At 48.7% G+C, this 18118-nt stretch carries 17 protein-coding genes; 5 read left to right on the top strand and 12 right to left on the bottom strand.

The window, feature by feature from the left end; translation table 11 throughout:
- The first annotated feature begins 452 nt into the window (after positions 1-452).
- From hemC to LRP50_RS21195, 4 genes are read left to right on the top strand one after another with little or no spacing between them, the layout of a single operon-like run.
- Positions 453-1388 (top strand): hydroxymethylbilane synthase, encoded by a 936-nt coding sequence (gene hemC, locus LRP50_RS21210; RefSeq protein WP_274166429.1) that lies wholly within the window; start codon positions 453-455, stop codon positions 1386-1388.
- Entirely contained in the window at positions 1385-2152 is a 768-nt protein-coding gene (locus LRP50_RS21205; RefSeq protein WP_274166428.1) for a uroporphyrinogen-III synthase, read from the top strand. The genes hemC and LRP50_RS21205 overlap by 4 nt, the downstream gene beginning before the upstream one ends.
- Positions 2142-3368, top strand: coding sequence for a uroporphyrinogen-III C-methyltransferase (locus LRP50_RS21200; RefSeq protein ID WP_274166427.1), 1227 nt, complete (start codon positions 2142-2144; stop codon positions 3366-3368). The genes LRP50_RS21205 and LRP50_RS21200 overlap by 11 nt, the downstream gene beginning before the upstream one ends.
- A complete protein-coding gene (locus LRP50_RS21195; RefSeq protein WP_274166426.1) occupies positions 3365-4552 on the top strand; it encodes a heme biosynthesis HemY N-terminal domain-containing protein in 1188 nt (395 codons plus the stop codon). The genes LRP50_RS21200 and LRP50_RS21195 overlap by 4 nt, the downstream gene beginning before the upstream one ends.
- Before the next feature lie 400 nt (positions 4553-4952).
- Here LRP50_RS21195 and LRP50_RS21190 read toward each other — a convergent pair whose 3' ends face one another.
- The 3 genes from LRP50_RS21190 to LRP50_RS21180 all read right to left on the bottom strand — a co-directional run bounded on the left by LRP50_RS21190 (position 4953) and on the right by LRP50_RS21180 (position 9151).
- A complete protein-coding gene (locus LRP50_RS21190; protein WP_274166425.1) occupies positions 4953-5111 on the bottom strand; it encodes a hypothetical protein in 159 nt (52 codons plus the stop codon).
- 15 nt (positions 5112-5126) lie between these two features.
- Positions 5127-5897 carry a class I SAM-dependent methyltransferase gene (locus LRP50_RS21185; protein ID WP_274166424.1) on the bottom strand — a complete coding sequence of 257 codons (771 nt, stop codon included), beginning with the start codon at positions 5895-5897 and terminating at the stop codon, positions 5127-5129.
- A gap of 86 nt (positions 5898-5983) precedes the next feature.
- Positions 5984-9151: an ABC transporter substrate binding protein gene (locus LRP50_RS21180; protein WP_274166423.1), complete on the bottom strand. Its 3168-nt coding sequence runs from the start codon at positions 9149-9151 to the stop codon at positions 5984-5986.
- Between the two features lie 121 nt (positions 9152-9272).
- On the opposite strand from LRP50_RS21180, the gene asnC reads away from it, so the two are divergent.
- Positions 9273-9734 carry a transcriptional regulator AsnC gene (gene asnC / locus LRP50_RS21175; protein WP_274166422.1) on the top strand — a complete coding sequence of 154 codons (462 nt, stop codon included), beginning with the start codon at positions 9273-9275 and terminating at the stop codon, positions 9732-9734.
- A gap of 122 nt (positions 9735-9856) precedes the next feature.
- Here asnC and hemB read toward each other — a convergent pair whose 3' ends face one another.
- The 9 genes from hemB to rmuC all read right to left on the bottom strand — a co-directional run bounded on the left by hemB (position 9857) and on the right by rmuC (position 18099).
- The gene (hemB, locus tag LRP50_RS21170; protein WP_274166421.1) at positions 9857-10912 is read right to left on the bottom strand and encodes a porphobilinogen synthase; all 1056 of its coding nucleotides are present in this window, start codon (positions 10910-10912) and stop codon (positions 9857-9859) included.
- Positions 10913-10954: 42 nt separating this feature from the next.
- A complete protein-coding gene (gene tatD / locus LRP50_RS21165) occupies positions 10955-11734 on the bottom strand; it encodes a 3'-5' ssDNA/RNA exonuclease TatD (protein ID WP_274166420.1) in 780 nt (259 codons plus the stop codon).
- Between the two features lie 79 nt (positions 11735-11813).
- Complete coding sequence (tatC, locus tag LRP50_RS21160) at positions 11814-12578, bottom strand: Sec-independent protein translocase subunit TatC (RefSeq protein WP_274166419.1); 765 nt, start codon at positions 12576-12578, stop codon at positions 11814-11816.
- A gap of 37 nt (positions 12579-12615) precedes the next feature.
- Positions 12616-12969 (bottom strand): Sec-independent protein translocase protein TatB, encoded by a 354-nt coding sequence (gene tatB, locus LRP50_RS21155; RefSeq protein ID WP_028024245.1) that lies wholly within the window; start codon positions 12967-12969, stop codon positions 12616-12618.
- A 3-nt stretch (positions 12970-12972) separates the two neighbouring features.
- Complete coding sequence (gene tatA, locus LRP50_RS21150) at positions 12973-13203, bottom strand: Sec-independent protein translocase subunit TatA (RefSeq protein ID WP_016959503.1); 231 nt, start codon at positions 13201-13203, stop codon at positions 12973-12975.
- A gap of 132 nt (positions 13204-13335) precedes the next feature.
- Positions 13336-14970 carry a ubiquinone biosynthesis regulatory protein kinase UbiB gene (ubiB, locus tag LRP50_RS21145; protein WP_274166418.1) on the bottom strand — a complete coding sequence of 545 codons (1635 nt, stop codon included), beginning with the start codon at positions 14968-14970 and terminating at the stop codon, positions 13336-13338.
- On the bottom strand, positions 14967-15599 hold the full coding sequence (locus tag LRP50_RS21140) for a ubiquinone biosynthesis accessory factor UbiJ (protein ID WP_274166417.1): 633 nt from the start codon (positions 15597-15599) through the stop codon (positions 14967-14969). Before LRP50_RS21140 ends, ubiB begins: the two co-directional genes overlap by 4 nt.
- A 9-nt stretch (positions 15600-15608) precedes the next feature.
- A complete protein-coding gene (gene ubiE / locus LRP50_RS21135) occupies positions 15609-16388 on the bottom strand; it encodes a bifunctional demethylmenaquinone methyltransferase/2-methoxy-6-polyprenyl-1,4-benzoquinol methylase UbiE (RefSeq protein WP_274166416.1) in 780 nt (259 codons plus the stop codon).
- Between the two features lie 181 nt (positions 16389-16569).
- Positions 16570-18099 (bottom strand): DNA recombination protein RmuC, encoded by a 1530-nt coding sequence (gene rmuC, locus LRP50_RS21130; RefSeq protein ID WP_274166415.1) that lies wholly within the window; start codon positions 18097-18099, stop codon positions 16570-16572.
- Positions 18100-18118: the final 19 nt, after the last annotated feature.

The following is an 18118-nucleotide window of genomic DNA, read 5'->3' as shown; positions in this document are numbered from 1 at the left end:
GTAAAGCAACCAACGACGCGATTTTTCCGCATCACTTCGCTCACTCTGTGAACAAAACTGTGAGATACATTACGATCTATCTCAAATTTGATTCGAAATAAGGTGAACCAAGTAGTATTTCACACCCTATATCGACCGTTATTATTTGATCCATATCACACAGGATAGTCTACGCCGCCACGCTTCGCACGTTTTGCCCCGCGGTTATTGCCCTCCAATAAGATTTGTCCCCGTTATCGACATCATCAAGCCTCACTTAATACTCTTTTTCCTGCGCGCTTTATTGGCACTCTTTTGTCGACGTCTGAATATTTGGTCTTTATTTCAGCCAATAAGTCTCCCTTACGTCGCATCATATGCACCGACAGACCTCTGAAAACCTTTATCTTGAGGTGGTTTGGAAATAAGAAGCGGTGATACGATGAGAGAATGAAAATCACATGGACCCCACTATGAATTCAACGCCAATCCGCATCGCAACACGCAAAAGCCCACTTGCGCTGTGGCAAGCAGAGTATGTAAAAGCTGCCCTTGAAGCTACGCACCCGGGTTTGATTGTCGAACTGGTACCTATGGTGACCAAGGGCGACATTATTCTCGACACACCGCTGGCAAAAGTCGGTGGTAAAGGCCTGTTCGTGAAAGAGCTAGAACAAGCCATGATCGAAGGGCGTGCAGATATTGCCGTTCACTCGATGAAAGACGTACCCGTCGAATTCCCAGAAGGGTTGGGATTGGTGACAATTTGTGAGCGTGATGACCCGCGTGACGCCTTCGTTTCCAACCGCTACGAAAGCCTAAGTGATTTACCACAAGGCGCGATTGTCGGCACATCTAGCCTACGTCGTCAGTGTCAAGTTCGTGAAATGCGCCCTGATCTGGTGGTGAACGATTTGCGCGGCAACGTCGGAACACGCTTAGGTAAACTCGACAATGGTGAGTACGACGCCATCATTCTTGCTGCTGCAGGTTTGAAACGTCTCGGTCTGCACGATCGTATTCGTAACGAAATCGAACCTGAAGAAATCCTCCCTGCCGTTGGACAAGGCGCAGTGGGTATCGAATGTCGACTCGATGATGAGCGTGTACGCACATTGCTTGAGCCGCTATCAGATGCCAACACCACTTATCGCGTGCTCTGTGAGCGTGCAATGAACAATCGCCTACAAGGCGGCTGTCAGGTGCCTATCGGTAGCTACTCTGAAATCCAAGGCGATCAAATCTATTTACGCGCATTGGTCGGCGAACCCGATGGTAGCGAAATCATTCGCGGTGAAGTGACTGGACCACTAGAAAAAGCCGAAGAGTTAGGCACAGGTCTTGCCGAGCAATTACTGGCAGAAGGCGCCCGCCCTATTCTTGAAAAACTGTATCAGGACGAAATATGACCGTCGTGGTCGTCCGTCCAGCACCTGCGTGCTATGAGCTGGTCGACAGCCTCAATCACGCTGGAATAAAGGCGCTGCCCGCGCCTTTGTTGTCTTTTTCTGCTGGCGCCGACCTCCCAACGCTCTCAGATACACTTAACGCACTGCCCAGCGGCAGTGTCGTGGTGGCCGTGAGTCCTCGCGCTGTTGAATATGCACAAGCTCATTTAACCGAGCAGCATACCCCTTGGCGCAAGGATCTTCATTTCGTGGCGGTGGGTGAAAAAACCGCCAACACTTGGCATGCTCTCAGCCAAGTTGATGCCATTCAGCCCCCAACCGAAGACAGTGAAGGTATGCTGTCGTTACCTGTTTTTTCAAAAGTTGATGCCCTCAATGTCTTGATCCTTCGAGGGAACGGCGGTCGAACCTTGCTAGGAGACAACCTCGCTGAAAATGGGGTCAAGGTACGCTATTTTGAAGCCTATCAACGACACTGGAACGCAGACGCCCTATCATCGTTAGCCACACAATGGCGCAAAGAGCTCGTCGATACCTTGGTGGTAACCAGTGGAGAACAACTTTCACTTTTATGCCAGACAATCTCAGAGTGTGACCAGCAATGGTTAAAAGAATGCCATATACTGGTGCCAAGCAAACGGATTTACAATCAAGCAATTGGCTTTGGTTTTTCTGCAATCAACTGCGTAAACAGCGCATCTAATCAGTCGCTGCTACGCGCTTTATACGAGATGAACAACTCGGGACATTCGGATGACAGATAAGAATAAACCTTCGGGCACGGAGAAAGACACAACAGCGCCAGCATCCTCCAAAGACACGGCGAAGAATGCGTCTGACAATGCCACCAACTCTCGTTCTACCGCCGACACCAAGGTGTCTAAACCGACTGAGGAAGCATCGTCTTCACCAGCCTCAACGCCTGCAAAAGACTCGCAACCCTCCGCCCCTGTGAAGAAAAACAAAAGTGGTCGCGGATTGGCTGTTGTCGCTATCGTGTTGGTTATCGCACTCGGTGGCGGCCTTTATTACCACGGTCACCAGCAATCAACACAACTGAACGCTGGTATGGCAGCACTTAGCACACAAGTGTCTGAGCTGAAAACAGCACTCGCTAACAGCGAAACGCAAACACAGAATGCAGTGCAAAAAGCCACGCAAGATACTCGCGTGCTGATCGACCAACAAGACAAAACCATTCTTAGCCTTCAATCTGCACTGGCTGACGTGAAAGGCCGCCGCCCTAATGACTGGTTGCTTGCTGAAGCTGACTACTTGGTCAATCAAGCGGGTCGCCAATTATGGCTAGAGCATGATGTGCTCACTGCCACGACTCTGATGGAAACCGCCGATCAACGTATTGCGGCATTGAATGACCCCTCTCTGACGCCATTGCGCCAGGCGATGGCGAAAGACATTCAACAACTCAAAGCCATTAAACGAATTGACCGTGATGGTATTGTTCTGCGACTCAATAGCTTGCAACAAGAGGTGGACAAACTGCCGTTAGCCAATGCCATTTTACCTGAGGGCGAAGTTGTTGCGCCTGAACAAGTATCCGGCAATGTTGATGATTGGCAGCAAAACCTAAAAGCATCCATGAGTGACTTCGTCAGCCAATTCATTACTTATCGCAAGCGCGAAGGTGATGTAGTGCCATTGCTCACGCCAGCTCAAACCTTCTATTTGCAAGAGAACCTTAAAGCGAAACTGGATCAGGCCATCACTGCGGTTTATCGCGAAAATGGACGCTTGTACGCAGAGTCCATTAAGACTGCGGAAGAGTGGGCTGCCCGTTTTTACAATCAAGATGCCAAGATCACCGAAAGCTTTATCAGCACACTCGACACGCTCAGCAAACAGACCATCGAAGTGAGCTACCCTGAAGCCCTTGAGAGTCAGCAGCTAGTGAGTGATTTGTTGGCAGACCGATTGCGCCGAGACCTCGCACCATTGCCTGCAGAGGGGACTAGCCAATGATCAAAATCCTCCTATTAGTCATCGCACTTATTGCAGGGTTGGTTGTTGGCCCGGACTTGGCGGGCAACCAAGGCTATGTGCTGATCTCTGCGGCAAATCAAACCATTGAAATGAGCCTGACAACACTGGTGATTGTGGTGATTGCCGCGTTTGGTGCCTTGTTTCTACTCGAGCTAGTTATTCGCAAGCTACTCTCGTTGTCTAGCTCTACACGTGGCTGGTTTTCAGGCCGCAAGAGTAAAAAAGCACGCAGTTTCACGAACCAAGGTTTGGTTAAGCTGCTAGAAGGTGATTGGAAGCAAGCCGAGAAGCTGGTAGTAAAAGGCGCTAGTTTTAGTGATGCGCCACTGCTGAACTACTTAGCCGCGGCAGAAGCAGCGCAAGGCCGTGGTGATGTGGATAGTCGCGACCGCTACTTGCAACAAGCTGCCGATTTTGGTGCTGACAGCCTGGCAACGGCGCTAACGCGCGCCAAACTACAATATCGCCAAGGCCAATACGAAGAAGCACTAGCGAGCCTTCAAGGCCTAGTTGATGCAAACCCTCGCAATGCCATCTTGCTTAACTTGCTGAAAGATACCTACCTGCAGCTTCAAGACTGGCAAGCTCTGTTGCGTTTACTACCGTCACTCAAGCGTGTAAAAGCCATCACTGAGGACGAGACAGCCAAACTTGAGATCAAAGCTGAATGTGGCTTGATGGCGCATATCGCCACTCAAAAAGGCAGCGACGGTCTTCTTGCTCATTGGAACAGCCTATCTCGCGCAGCGCGTCAGCAAACCCCTCTGATCGCATGTTTAGTTAAACAACTGATCGCAAGACAGGCAGATTCGGAGGCTTACATTATTTTGCGTGAGAACCTGAAGAAGAAGCCGGATGAAACCTTGATCGGTCTGGTGTCTGAGTTGTCACTGCCCGACTATCACCCCGTAATCTTGAAATTGCAGGATTTGCTGCGCTACAACGAGAACAACCCGGTCACGCACAGTGCTTTGGGTCAGTTATTTTTCCGAGAAGGTAAATGGGCAGAAGCACGCCAGCACTTTGAAAGAGCGCTTGATGTTCGCCCTGATGTCACCGACTACGCATGGTTAGTCGATACCCTTGAAAAGCTTAATGAATCAGGTGAAGCCAACCATGTTTCACGTGAAGCGTTAAAACTCGCGCTACCTCACAAAGACTGAAACATTTCCCGCACAAAAAAACGCCCATCTGGGCGTTTTTTTATTCACATAATTCTCGAAAGGCATTAAAAACAACCCAATATGTTTCAATACGTTAATAATCATTAAGGGCTATTTACAACGCATTGTTAAGACAAAGTAGCTGTTATCAAATAGGAAGGTAAAAAATTGATGTCCAAACTTTTTGATAGTGAGCACGCCCAATCATGGATATGTTACCTTGGATCATAGTGTCAGGCTTGATGGTTTCGGTTGTTACCGGTCTGCTGACAGTTCTGCTAGTCAAAGGCATGGAGTAATCCTCGCCAATGACAGACGCCTCCTTCTGGAGGCGTTTTTGTTTTTAGAGTTAGGGTGTTAAAAGAGGACAAACGTCGCGCAAAAAACGCGAGACAACCATTTACGGTTTGAGATATATCGGCTTACACAGCACTTTCTTGGTATTCGCTACACGAGCACACTTACGACACGCATACTCAGGCGCTTTCACAAGCTTCGCCAACTCCAGTACGTCTTTTTCGATTTCTTTACTTTTCCAATCACATAACGTCTTTGCCACAGTCACTTTTCCTGCTTAGCGCATCGCCGCTTTCACGTATACGTCAAAACGATTCTTCTTCGTTTCAATCTGAGTCGAAGGCGTTTCACCCGCAATAAACTCTGCATAATCAGGGCGTTTCACCACCACGCGTTTGGTGGCCAACTGATAAGCAGGAGAAAACAAACCATCAGCGTCATGATCGGCACCCACAAGCGATTGAAATACACGCATTTCTTTTTTGACGAGCGCGGACTTCTTCTTGTGCGGATACATAGGGTCAAGGTAGACCACATCAGGACGTTCACGGGTCGAATCTTCAACCAGTTGGGCGAGCGCATCATGGCTGGACGCATGTACCATGGAAAGGCGCTCAGTAACCCAATGGCCAATTTCAGGATCCAGCTTGGCACGTTCTAAGCCATCTTCAAGAAGCGCGGCAACCACAGGGTGGCGTTCTACCATCTGAACCTTACAGCCAAGTGACGCCAATACGAATGCATCACGCCCTAACCCAGCAGTGGCATCGAGTACCGTCGGCGTTGCCCCTTTGTTAAGACCAACCGCTTTCGCAATGGACTGCCCTTTACCGCCACCAAATTTCCGGCGATGACCGACTGCGCCGCCAATCAGATCGACAAATACGGCGCCCAGTTTAGGCTCATCTAATTTGCGAAGCTCTAACCGTGATTCGGTTAAAACCAGTGCAAATATCGCATCGCTCTCATGGGTAAGCCCCCAACGTTCAGCGATAATATCTAGGGTGTCTTGGCGCGTTGGCGCTTCGCAGGTTAAAGCAATCTGCACCTGAGTTCTCCGGCAAACTATTCTCGGCGAGTATAACCGTAAGCTGCGCCCAATTGGAGTAAAGAAAACAGCAAACGCTCTGCCGTTTATTTCATCGCCAGGATTGACGGCTGTGCCGATTCGCTTTTGATCAACGCTTCCATCGGTTTAGGTCTGCTGAAGTGATACCCCTGTGCGTAATCAACGCCAAGGGTTTTTAAGCGGGTTAGTATGGCTTCATTCTCAACAAATTCAGCGACAGTCTTCTTGCCCATCTGTGTCGCCAACTCATGAATTGCACGCACCATGGCATAGTCTGTTTCGTCTTCGGCAATATCACGCACGAACTGACCATCAATCTTGATGATATCCACCGGCAGGCGCTTGAGGTAACCAAATGAAGACAGGCCTGAGCCAAAGTCATCCAATGCGATGGTACACCCCAACCGCTTGAGCTTAGTGAATAGCTCTATCGCATCGGTCAAATTACCAATCGCCGCCGTTTCGGTGATTTCTAAGCAGATCGAAGTACTAGGAAGCTTGCTGGTAGTCACAGCATCAATCAGAAATGCAATGAAGCCCGCATCACTCATTGAGCGTCCTGACAGGTTTATCGAAATCATCGCGATATCATCAATGCACTCAGGATTGGATTCAAACCAGCCCAAGGTTTTTTCGATGACTCGCTTGTCGATCAGATGTGCCATGTTGTAGCGCTCTGCTGCGGGTATAAACAGGCCAGGAGCAACATGGTTGCCCTCTCTGTCTCGCATTCTTACCAAGACTTCAAAGTAGAGCTTTTCTTTCAACCTCGAAGAGACACTCTCAATCGTCTGCGCGTGCACTTCGAGCCTATCTTCAGCAAGGGCTGCGTGGATTTGATTCACAAACGCCATTTCACGTTCGTGACGACGCAGCTCTTTGTCATCAGGGCGATAAAGATGAACACGGCTTCGACCATCGTGTTTCGCGGCAAAGCACGCTGTATCCGCTTGAGCATGCACTTGCTGCTGCGTACCTGCCGTTTTATCCAACATTCGAATGCCGACTGAGCAACCTAATGCCAAACGTGTGTTGTTCCAGTAGAAATCCATTTCACTCAGCGCATCAAGGATTTGCTTTCCTTGCTCTAACGCTTGTGCTTCGTCACATTGGTAACAAATAATGGCAAACTCGTCACCACCTAAACGTGCCAACGTCGCGCCGACAGGGAGCATCTCTCGTAACGCTTGCGCCGTTTGCTTTAACGCCTCATCACCAGCTTCATGGCCCACTGTGTCATTAATCACACGGAACTGATCGAGGTCGATGTAGAACATGGCATGCACGAAATACTCGTCCGTTGCCGAACGCAAGGCATCACCCAAACAGAGTTCGAAATAGTTGCGATTGAAGAGGCCGGTGAGAAAGTCATGTTGTGCCTGATAGCGCAGTTGCTCTTCCATGCGGCGGTTTTCGGTGATGTCTTCTCCCACCAGCAGAAGCTGTGATTGCACTTGTGTTGAACGAACACTTTCTCGTATCCAGCGCTCTTGGCCATCACTGGTTCGATAGCGAATTTCACGACGCCAAATACCAAAACGCTGACGGTCTTTGCTACCCAACAGGCTGCGGGGTGGCAAGCTATTATCAGCGTAAAAGTCCGTTACTTTGTGCCCCAGCATGTGGCGTTTGGAGAAGCCTAACCACTCTGTCGCGCATTGGTTCACAGACTGAATGCGTGATTGATGATCGATGGTCAGCAGCATCACAGGTTGTTGCTCATACAACATCCGATATTCCACTTCACTGCGCTGCAGCTTTTGCTCTGCCAATTTGCGCTGACTAACATCTCTTGCCTCAAACAAGATCTGAGCATCCGCATCGCCATGATCAGGCAAGGCTTTCAATGCGACATCGAGAATGACTTCGTTTTGCTGGGCGGATAGCAAGCAGGCTTCAAAGCGACTGGTTTGCCCTTCAATCAATGATTCGATATGCAGTTTTAATCTGTCACCACTGAGCCAATCATTCCAACGCCAAAGCGGCATAGACTCCCGCACTTCCCATTGAGGGAAAACACGTTGGAATGCGCCATTGGCAGACACCACACGCCCTTGGTAATCAAGCAATGCAATGTATTGATGGCTTTGGTCAAACACCCCTTTGAACAAAGCGCGGCTTTGCGCTAATCGACGTTCGCCTCGTTTTTGCTGACGCATATGCTTGGTCAGCACCATAATAATTACGCCAGCTATCAGCATGATGGCCATGCTGCTGAGAATGGCATCGCGATTGGCGAAGAGAAATGATGGCGGCTGATTAACCGCCACCACTTGAGAAAACAGCGTCAAATCAATCTGCTTTTTCTTCGCGGTGTTGTATTCGAACATGAGCTGATTCGCATCAGTTACAATCGGCGGCATATTGGGCGACAGTAATGCCTCTATCAGCAGCTGTGCTTGTACTTTTCCATGATGTTCGCCATCAACCATCATGCCGCCAATAATGCCATAGGGCAGCATAAAACTGTTCGCACCATAAACTGGCACCTTAGCTCTCTCGGTCACTTGGGTTAGCAAATCACCGTGCGTCATAAACGCGCCATCGATGTCCTTAAAGTAAGAGACAAACATCACCACATCGCCAGGTTCAAACTCGGCAATACGCTTGGTCAAATCTTCAAAGTTCAATTGATGTAGACGATTTACCTCAAGCCCAAAGTTATCGGCATGCACCAATTGTTTTTCGATCGCCTGCCAATACGCTCGGCTAGAAAAGGCATCATCAACGGCAAACCACACTCGCTGGGTATCGGGATGGAGTGTTTTAATGAGTGCAAGGTTGTCTTGCACGTTAATTAGCTCTTCAACACCGGACAAGCGTTGAATATTTTGAAAAGGTTCATACGAGGGAACATTGAGCCCAGAGAAAATGACAGGAATATCCCCCAACTCTGCCGCCAATGCATTTACGAGCCAAAGTGCCGCATTGTCAGTGGTGAGTATGGCGTCGTATTGATGGTCTTTTAGGCGCGCTTGGTAGAGTTTTTTCAGCTCCGACATAAACTCGGATGATTGGATTCGCTTGGTATCGAGGTAGGTGTGCTCGACAACAATGTTCTGCCCATCGATGTCTTGCCCTTCTATGCCCTGCTCTATGCCACGGACAAGAGATTCCGTCCAAAAAAAATCAGGATGATAGGAATGCACAGCAAGAACCTGATAGGCTGCTAACGCTGTACCACTTTTCACCAAGAGAAAAGCGAGCAAAAACCATTTAAATATCTGGCGCATAGGAATTATGGATAAATTCTTTCTGACTGTATCATTGATATGACACCCTATTGGCAAGCCTGTCATTTGGTCAAGTTTCATGCACGGAAACTGCGGGTAACATGGAGTTTAGTGAATAGATATGAATGAAATTGCAAAACTAGATGATTTAGATCGCCAAATCCTGCATACATTGATGGGCGATGCGAAAGTCCCTTACGCTGAAATGGGCAAACGCTTTTCAGTCAGCCCTGCGACTGTGCACGTGCGCGTGGAAAAGATGAAGGCCGCAGGCATCATCACGGGCACAGAGGTGCTCGTGAACACTAAAGCCTTGGGTTACGACGTGTGCTGTTTCATTGGTATTAATCTCTATGCGGCGCGTGATTACCACTCTGCAATAGAAAAGCTGCAGCAACTTGATGAAGTGGTAGAAGCCTATTACACCACAGGCGCCTACAACATTTTTGTTAAGTTGATGTGTCGCTCAATTGAAGAGCTGCAATATGTACTGATTGATAAGCTGCAGGCGATCGATGAGGTGCAATCGACGGAAACACTGATTTCGCTACAAAACCCCATCAAGCGAAATGTCGCGCCTTAAGCGATACGCGATACGCGATACGCGATACGCGATACGCGATACGCGATACGCGATAAATGGTGAACCCCTGAATGAAAAATGCCAGCATAAGCTGGCATTTTCTCTTTTGGCGGTGCGGAGAATTACTCGGCACTTTCCTGATTTGGCAGATCTGGAATATCCATTTGCTGATCTTCCGCCAACCAACGCGCCACATCTTTGGCAAAGTAGGTCAAGATACCGTCTGCACCAGCACGCTTAAAGCACAGTAGCGATTCCATCACGGTTTCACGCTCGTTGAGCCAACCATTAAGAGCCGCGGCTTTATGCATCGCGTACTCACCCGATACTTGATAAGCAAACGTTGGTACTTTTAGCTCTGATTTCACTCGGCGCACGACGTCCAAATACGGCATGCCCGGTTTCACCATGACCATGTCCGCACCTTCGTTAATGTCCATCGCCACTTCGTGAATCGCTTCGTCGCTATTGGCAGGATCCATCTGATAGGTTTTCTTGTTACCCCCTTTCAGATTCGCCGCTGAACCGACTGCATCGCGAAAAGGTCCGTAATAGGCAGACGCATATTTCGCAGAGTAGGCCATGATTTGCGTGTGAATATAGCCTGCTTCTTCTAGCGCATCACGGATAGCACCAATGCGACCGTCCATCATGTCTGATGGCGCAACAACATCCGCTCCGGCTTCTGCATGAGACAAAGCCTGTTGGATCAACACTTGGGTGGTTTCATCGTTCAGGACATAGCCTTCATCATCCGTAAGACCATCCTGACCAGACAAGGTGTATGGGTCGAGTGCTACATCGGTGATCACGCCAATTTGCGGCACATGCTCTTTCAGCAGACGTACCGCACGCTGAACCAAGCCTTCTGGGTTATGCGCTTCATCCGCACTGGCGGATTTAAATTCTTTTGGTACGACAGGAAATAGCGCAATGGCAGAAACACCAAGCTTTGCAAGGTATTCTGCTTCATACAACATCAGATCAATAGACAGGCGTTCAATACCTGGCATTGATTCAATCGGTTCACGGCGGTTCTTACCCATCAATACAAACATTGGGTAAATCAAATCACTCGCTGACAGTTGATTTTCTGCCACTAAGCGACGGCTAAAGTCATGTTTGCGCAGACGGCGCAGTCGACGGGCCGGGAATGCGCCCTGAATGGATACAGTCACGATATCCTCCTTAATCCAAGTGCTTTGATCGAATAATAACGTTTAGAGTTTAAATAAGCGACGGGTGTTATCAACACTTTGTGAGATCACATGCTCTGTGTCTTGCTCACGCAATACAGCAATGGTTGACGCAATATGCGGTAAGTAGCACGGCTCATTGCGACTTGATTTAGGTTTAGGTTTCAAATCACGGGGTAATAGATAAGGCGCATCCGTTTCAATCATCAACCTATCATCGGGTATTAGCGGCACTATCTCTCGCAACGCTTCTCCACGCCTTTCATCACACACCCAACCCGTGATACCAATGTAAAGCCCGACATCCAAGCACTCTCGAAGCTCGTCTTCTGACCCAGTAAAACAGTGCAATACCGCACCCGGCAATTTTGGTAACCATGGCGTCAATATCGCCATAAAGCGCTCGTGAGCATCGCGACAATGCAAAAACACCGGCATGTTCAGTTCCGCTGCAAGGCGAAGATGGGCTTCAAACACCGCTTCTTGCTGAGGGCGTGGAGAGAAGTCACGATTAAAATCCAGACCGCACTCCCCAATTGCCACCACTTGGGGTTGGCTCGCGAGTTCACAGATTGTAGGCAGTGATAAATCATCTACCGATTTGGCATCATGCGGATGAACGCCAGCCGTTGAATAGGCAAAGTCTGGATATTGAGCAGCCAGCAGAGCTGCCTGAGGGCTGGTTTCCAGATCGGTGCCTGTCAGCAGCATTGCGCTGACGCCAGCAAGCTGCGCTCGCGTAACGACATCATCTCGGTCTTTATCAAATCGGCTGCTGGCGAGGTTTACACCAATATCAATCACAGTCTTTCCTTCAATCCGTTAATCGCATAAAAAAAAGCCAGTGTATCACTGGCTTAATTCTCATTCACACGGGCAGGTATTATCCCTGACTTTGCTCTTCATTTTCGTCGCGGCCTTCCTCGTCAGGTCGTTTATAGAAACGAGAGAAGAAAAGCCCGACTTCAAACAACAGACACATAGGAATCGCCAACAGTGTTTGCGAAATGATGTCAGGTGGCGTCAGGAACATGCCTACGACAAACGCCGCCACAATAATGTAGGGACGCTTTTGGCGTAAATCATCAGGGTCTACTGCCCCGGTCCACACCAACAGAATAATCGCCACGGGTATTTCAAATGCAATACCAAAGGCCATGAATAGCGCCAATATAAAATCGAGGTAGCTCGCGATGTCTGTCGCTATCTCAACATCTATCGGTGCGATAGATGTAAAGAAGCCGAAGACCAATGGAAATACAACGAAATAGGCGAACGCGACGCCGCAATAAAACAGCAACGAGCTAGATGCTAACAACGGCATCACAAGGCGTTTTTCATGTTTGTACAAACCCGGTGCCACAAAGGCCCAGATTTGGTACAAGATCATTGGCACAGCAATGAACACCGACACGACAAGGGTCAGCTTGATTGGCGTAAAGAAGGGCGAGGCCACATCTGTCGCAATCATACTGGTGCCTTCAGGCAGGCGATCAACCAAAGGCGCGGAAACGAAGGTATAAATATCGTTCGCGAAATACACCAATCCAAGAAACACCACCAGCACGGCCAATAAGGCGCGTAGCAGTCGGTCTCTTAGTTCAACTAGGTGACTAATAAGCGGTTGAGTATCTTCAACAGTTGACATAGTTTCTCGACAAAAACTGGAGCCCTAAAACAAACCGTTATTCGGTTTTATCTTTGGTCGGGCTAGAAGCGCTAGCAACATCAGTGTTTTCACTCTTACTGGCGTAAGGGCGCTGAACATCTTCGGCTGCTTTTTTTAGCTCATCAACAGACTGCTGCAAGTCAGGCGACAGGTTTTGCATTCCCATCTGCTCGGCTTTTTTCAAGTTATCCTGTAGCTCTTGGATTTTCAGCTCTTGTTCGAGCTCATCTCTCACTGAGCCAGCCATACGTCGTGCCGCACCAACCCAGCGAGACACATTGCGAATAGCCACAGGTAAACGTTCAGGGCCGAGAACCACCAGACCTACAACTGCGATCAGGATCAGCTCCCAAAAACCGATATCAAACACGGATTATGCCTGCTCTTTGTCTTTCGCTTCGCTTTTCTGTGCCGTGCTGTCTTTCTCTTCCAGTTTCTCTTGGACGAAATCAGCGTCTTTCTTTTCGTCATCAGTCATGGCTTTTTTGAAGCCTTTAACTGCTGAACCCAAATCACCACCAATGTTACGCAGTTTCTTGGTTCCAAAAAGAAGGATCACGATGACGGCAACGATAAGCAATTGCCAAATACTAATACCACCCATCTAGTACTACCTCAGTGTTATATGGTGAATAAGCGATGTAACGCGAGTTTACTCGCACAATGTTACAACTCATATGATATGTTCAAGCTACCTCAATTTTTCGCTTTCAGCGAGAATAACTTGAATTGATATTCATTTATTAAATGCTCGCCATGCAAGTAACCAACTACATGCTGCGGCAGAGCCCGCCAATAATGGCAAATCCTCTACCTGATTACTGTAAAGTATGGCAGAAGTCACCAGCAGCGTTGCACCAACGCCCAATAAAAATCTCGCACGGTTATGCTGTTTGCGAGATTGCATAAACTCTTGATACATGGTGTCCAGACGCTGGTTCACCTGACGCCCTTGGCGCAAACTGTCGTACACCAACTCAGGTAATTCAGGCAGTTTTTCAGCCCAAAATGGCGCTTTTTCTTTGATGGCATTAATGACCGCTTGTGGACCAAGTTGACGTGACATCCACTGCTCAAGAAACGGCTTCGCGGTGTCCCAAAGATCAAGCTGCGGATAAAGTTGTCGACCCAGCCCTTCTACGTACAACAAGGTCTTTTGCAACAGAACCAGCTGAGGCTGCACTTCCATATTGAAACGACGTGCCGTGTTGAAAAGATTCAGCAGAACGTGACCAAATGAAATCTCGCAAAGGGGCTTTTCAAAAATAGGTTCACACACCGTGCGGATGGCAAATTCAAACTCATCAACGTTAGTGTCATGCGGCACCCAGCCGGAATCCACATGAAGTTCGGCGACTTTGCGATAATCACGATTAAAGAACGCGAGGAAGTTTTCCGCCAAGTAGCGCTTATCTTCTCGATTCAAGGTGCCAACAATGCCGCAATCCAAGCCTATCCATTGGGGGTCTTCGGGGTGTTCATAAGAAACGAATACATTGCCTGGATGCATGTCTGCGTGGAAAAAGCTGTCGCGGAAGACTTGGGTAAAGAAGACTTGAACACCACGCTCTGCCAGCAGTTTTAGATCTGTGCCGTTCGCTTTGAGTCCTTCAAGATCGGAAACCTGAATACCGTATATGCGCTCAGACACCATCAAATTAGTTCGGCAATAATCGCTGAATGTTTCTGGTACATACAAAATATGATCGTTTTCGAAGTTGCGGCGCAATTGAATCGCATTCGCCGCCTCACGCATGAGATCAAGTTCATCCAGCAAGGTCTTTTCGTACTCGCGTACCACTTCTACGGGCTTCAAACGACGCGCTTCCGGCAAGAAACGGGCAACGATTCTCGCCATGCGATACATAAGTTTGATATCTGCTTGGATAACCGGAAGGATATCAGGGCGAATCACTTTCAAAACGACCTCGCGGCCATTTTCTTTCAATATCGCGGTGTGTACTTGTGCAATGGATGCAGAGGCTAGCGGCGTTTCATCAAAGTCATCAAACCACGTTTCTAGTGGACCACCAAGTGCCGCTTCCATTTGGGCTTTCGCCAGTTTGCCGTCAAACGGCGCAACCTGATCTTGCAACAACGCCAGCTGATCAGCGATTGCGGGAGGGAACAAATCACGTCGAGTCGACATCATTTGACCAAACTTGATCCAAACAGGTCCTAGCGCTTGCAGCGCTAAACGTAAACGCTCACCGACCGCCATGTCCTTATGCTCGTTTTTCATCCAAAACAGCATTTTGCGCATCAAGTGAGGGCCACGAGTAATGGGCTGCTTAGGTAGCAGCTCATCAAGACCATAGCGCAATTGAACTTGGGTGATTTTATACAGGCGGCGAATTTCGCTTGGCGTCATGCGTTTTCCACCTTAGTGACCACGGCAAGTTTTTTCTCAAAGGCATCAAAACGTGCTTGAAGCCTTGATGCTTGGCTTTGCACGTCATCAACCTGATCAGCAAAATACGCCACTTCAAGTGCCCCAGGGGCTAAACGCCATTCTTCCACCACCAACTCTGCAGCATAACGTTGGTTACGCTCACCGACGGATTTGAGCAATGCGAATCCCTGTTTGGCGCCACGCACCACGGTGTGTGCCACCACATCACCCGTGTAGTGTGACAACCACTCGGCAATGTCTGGATTTAAGCCATTCAGCAAATTAGAAAACTGCTGAGCGACGTCGATATCCCCTTCAAGGTGCAGTTTGTCTTGCTTAATAAGCTGGGTCAGATTGGCTTTGTCTTTCAGTTGCGGCGCAACTGAAATCGGGAGTGCCAAATCACAATCAGCATGCCCTTCATAATTGGCCAGCACATCAAGTTGCTGACTAAAGACAAACACCAACTGCTTGTTAATATCGGTGAGGCTGACACGCAGCACTTTTCCTTTTAGTCGCGACAAGCGTCGCTGACTTTCTGCATCCTGACGGATCAAAGTATTAAGACTGGTTTCAACCACCGCAGTGACTAATGGGTCGAGAGGCATAGCGGCACCTTAGAATTTATAACCACGGTGCAGGGCAACAATGCCACCGGTCAAGTTGAAGTATTTGGTCTGCTCAAAACCCGCATCTTCCATCATGCTCTTCAGCGTTTCCTGATCAGGGTGCATGCGAATAGATTCTGCCAAGTAACGGTAGCTTTCTCCGTCGTTCGCAATCAATTCACCCATTTTTGGCAATAGGTGGAACGAGTAGGCGTCGTAAACTTTTGATAATGGCTCAACGATAGGTTTAGAAAACTCCAACACCAGCAGTCGACCACCGGGCTTAAGGACGCGATACATGGATCGCAGCGCTTTGTCTTTGTCCGTTACATTGCGCAGACCGAAACCAATGGTGATGCAATCGAAGTGATCATCCGGAAATGGCAACTCTTCTGCATTGGCCTGAACATAGTTAACGTTACCCACCACGCCCATATCGCGCAGTTTGTCGCGACCAACATTAAGCATAGAGTTGTTAATGTCAGCCAAAATCACTTGGCCTTTTTCACCCACGATGCGAGAGAATTTTGCGGTCAAATCCCCTGTGCCACCCGCCAAATCCAGTACACGATGACCAGGACGCACGCCGCTGCAATCAATCGTAAAGCGTTTCCAAATTCGGTGAATACCCATGGACATCACATCGTTCATGATGTCGTATTTCGCGGCCACATTGTGGAAAACGTTCGCAACCATACCCACTTTTTCATCTTTGGAGATCGTTTTAAAACCAAAGTGGGTGGTGTTTTGCTCTGCGTCCTGCGTCACGCCCTGTGTCAAATCTGTCATTATTAACCCCTGAGTAACACCGGGCTCGGAATATGAAGTGCCCGCTATTTTTGCGCTTAGTGTACTTTACATACTCAAACAACCACAAGACGCGTAGATCAGTGTGATGGCGACATCTTATGGTTATTTTAGTCAGCTCACACCCTGCTGTGCATGCTTGGTGTGCCAACTGTCTGTCCCGTTATTCACTGGACGTGGGCAAGGCAACATGATCGCTATGCGTTTCCGAATCGTCCGAGGTGTCTCTTTTCAACATCGCAGGGCTGATATCGCGCTTTACTTCCACCCCAAGGGATTTAAACCCTTCCACTTGGCGTAAAATATTTCCGCGCCCCGTCGAGAGCTTGTTCAATGCACTGTGGTAACTGTCGCCGGCTTTATCAAGTGCTGCGCCCAGTTGCTCCACGTCGGTGACAAACAATCGAATTTTGTCGTAAAGCTTACCCGCTCTGTCTGCAATTAAGCGTGCATTTTGGTTCTGATGCTCATAACGCCATAGGTTATTAATGGTTCTCAGTGCCACCAACAAGGTTGTCGGACTCACAAGCATAATGTTGTGATCAAGCGCTTCTCGGATCAAAGAGGGCTCTGCTTCAAGTGCAATTTGGAAAGCGGGCTCAATGGGAATGAACATTAAGACGTAGTCGAGACTCTGAATGCCATGCAACTGATGATAATCCTTTCGCCCTAGCCCACGGATGTGCGCGCGAATTGCCGCAACGTGCTCTCTCAGCGCACTGTCCCTATCAGCCATGGATTCAGCATGGAAATATCGTTCATAAGCGATGAGAGCCATCTTAGCATCCACGACCACATCTTTTTCTTGTGGTAAGCGAACGATGACATCAGGTTGATAGCGCTTGCCTTGCTCGTTTTCCAAACTCACTTGGGTTTGATATTCATACCCTTCACGCAAACCGGACTCTTCCAACACACGCGCAAGTACCACTTCACCCCAGTTGCCTTGCTGCTTATTGTCGCCTTTTAATGCCTGTGTCAGGTTGACCGCTTCGCGGGTCATGTCTTCGTTGAGCTTTTGCAGGCTTTTAATTTCGTGAATCAACGTGTGCCTTTCTTTAGCTTGCTCTCCGAAACTATCGGTCACCTGCTTATGAAAACCTTCCAGCTGGCTTTTTAGCGGCCCCAGCAAGGAGTCTAAACTTTGACGATTTTGCTCATCAACCGTGCGCGCTTTGTGATCGAAAACCTTATTCGCCAAGCTTTCAAACTGCACACGAAGGCGCTCTTCCGCACCTTCTAGCAAGCGAATTTTGGCATCCGCCGACTCTAACTGTTCTTCGGTACGGGTTTGCTGCTCATTCAATGCGAGTTCAAGTGCCGCTTTTCTTTCCCGCAGGGCATCCACTGTCTCCGCTAACTGCGTTTTTTCTTCGCGAAGGGCGTCCATCTGGCGCAATTTTTCTGCCGCGGCGGACAAACGTCCATATTGCAAACGAAGCTCTGCGCTGAGTCGGTCACGCTCTAAATCTAAGCCGTCTAACTCCTCTTGAAGTGTGCGGTTCTCGGTCTGCAAATGTTCCACCGCCGCCAAATGCAGTTTTTCGTCCGCATCTCGCTGTTGCTGATGGAGCTCTCGCAAACTACGTTGAGCCATGCGCTGATAAGTGACGCATGCTATCAACGTCACTCCTGCGCTGATACCTGCCACCAGCCATATCATGCCATCTGAAAATAGGCTTTCGATCTGCATGCCCTTAACCTTTTGAATT

Origin of the sequence: Enterovibrio gelatinilyticus (assembly GCF_028683095.1) — a bacterium.
Taxonomy (GTDB): domain Bacteria; phylum Pseudomonadota; class Gammaproteobacteria; order Enterobacterales; family Vibrionaceae; genus Enterovibrio; species Enterovibrio gelatinilyticus.
Note: the sequence above shows the minus strand (reverse complement) of the source record. Positions and strands in the feature narration are given on the sequence as shown.

What these genes read in the sequence shown, in the direction of transcription:
- rmuC (WP_274166415.1), bottom strand. Translation starts at nt 18,099, where the DNA reads ATGCAGATCGAAAGCCTATTTTCAGATGGCATGATATGGCTGGTGGCA.
- tatA (WP_016959503.1), bottom strand. Translation starts at nt 13,203, where the DNA reads ATGGGTGGTATTAGTATTTGGCAATTGCTTATCGTTGCCGTCATCGTG.
- tatC (WP_274166419.1), bottom strand. Translation starts at nt 12,578, where the DNA reads ATGTCAACTGTTGAAGATACTCAACCGCTTATTAGTCACCTAGTTGAA.
- asnC (WP_274166422.1), top strand. Translation starts at nt 9,273, where the DNA reads ATGAATGAAATTGCAAAACTAGATGATTTAGATCGCCAAATCCTGCAT.
- LRP50_RS21140 (WP_274166417.1), bottom strand. Translation starts at nt 15,599, where the DNA reads ATGCCTCTCGACCCATTAGTCACTGCGGTGGTTGAAACCAGTCTTAAT.
- ubiE (WP_274166416.1), bottom strand. Translation starts at nt 16,388, where the DNA reads ATGACAGATTTGACACAGGGCGTGACGCAGGACGCAGAGCAAAACACC.
- LRP50_RS21180 (WP_274166423.1), bottom strand. Translation starts at nt 9,151, where the DNA reads ATGCGCCAGATATTTAAATGGTTTTTGCTCGCTTTTCTCTTGGTGAAA.
- LRP50_RS21200 (WP_274166427.1), top strand. Translation starts at nt 2,142, where the DNA reads ATGACAGATAAGAATAAACCTTCGGGCACGGAGAAAGACACAACAGCG.
- LRP50_RS21205 (WP_274166428.1), top strand. Translation starts at nt 1,385, where the DNA reads ATGACCGTCGTGGTCGTCCGTCCAGCACCTGCGTGCTATGAGCTGGTC.
- hemC (WP_274166429.1), top strand. Translation starts at nt 453, where the DNA reads ATGAATTCAACGCCAATCCGCATCGCAACACGCAAAAGCCCACTTGCG.
- LRP50_RS21195 (WP_274166426.1), top strand. Translation starts at nt 3,365, where the DNA reads ATGATCAAAATCCTCCTATTAGTCATCGCACTTATTGCAGGGTTGGTT.
- ubiB (WP_274166418.1), bottom strand. Translation starts at nt 14,970, where the DNA reads ATGACGCCAAGCGAAATTCGCCGCCTGTATAAAATCACCCAAGTTCAA.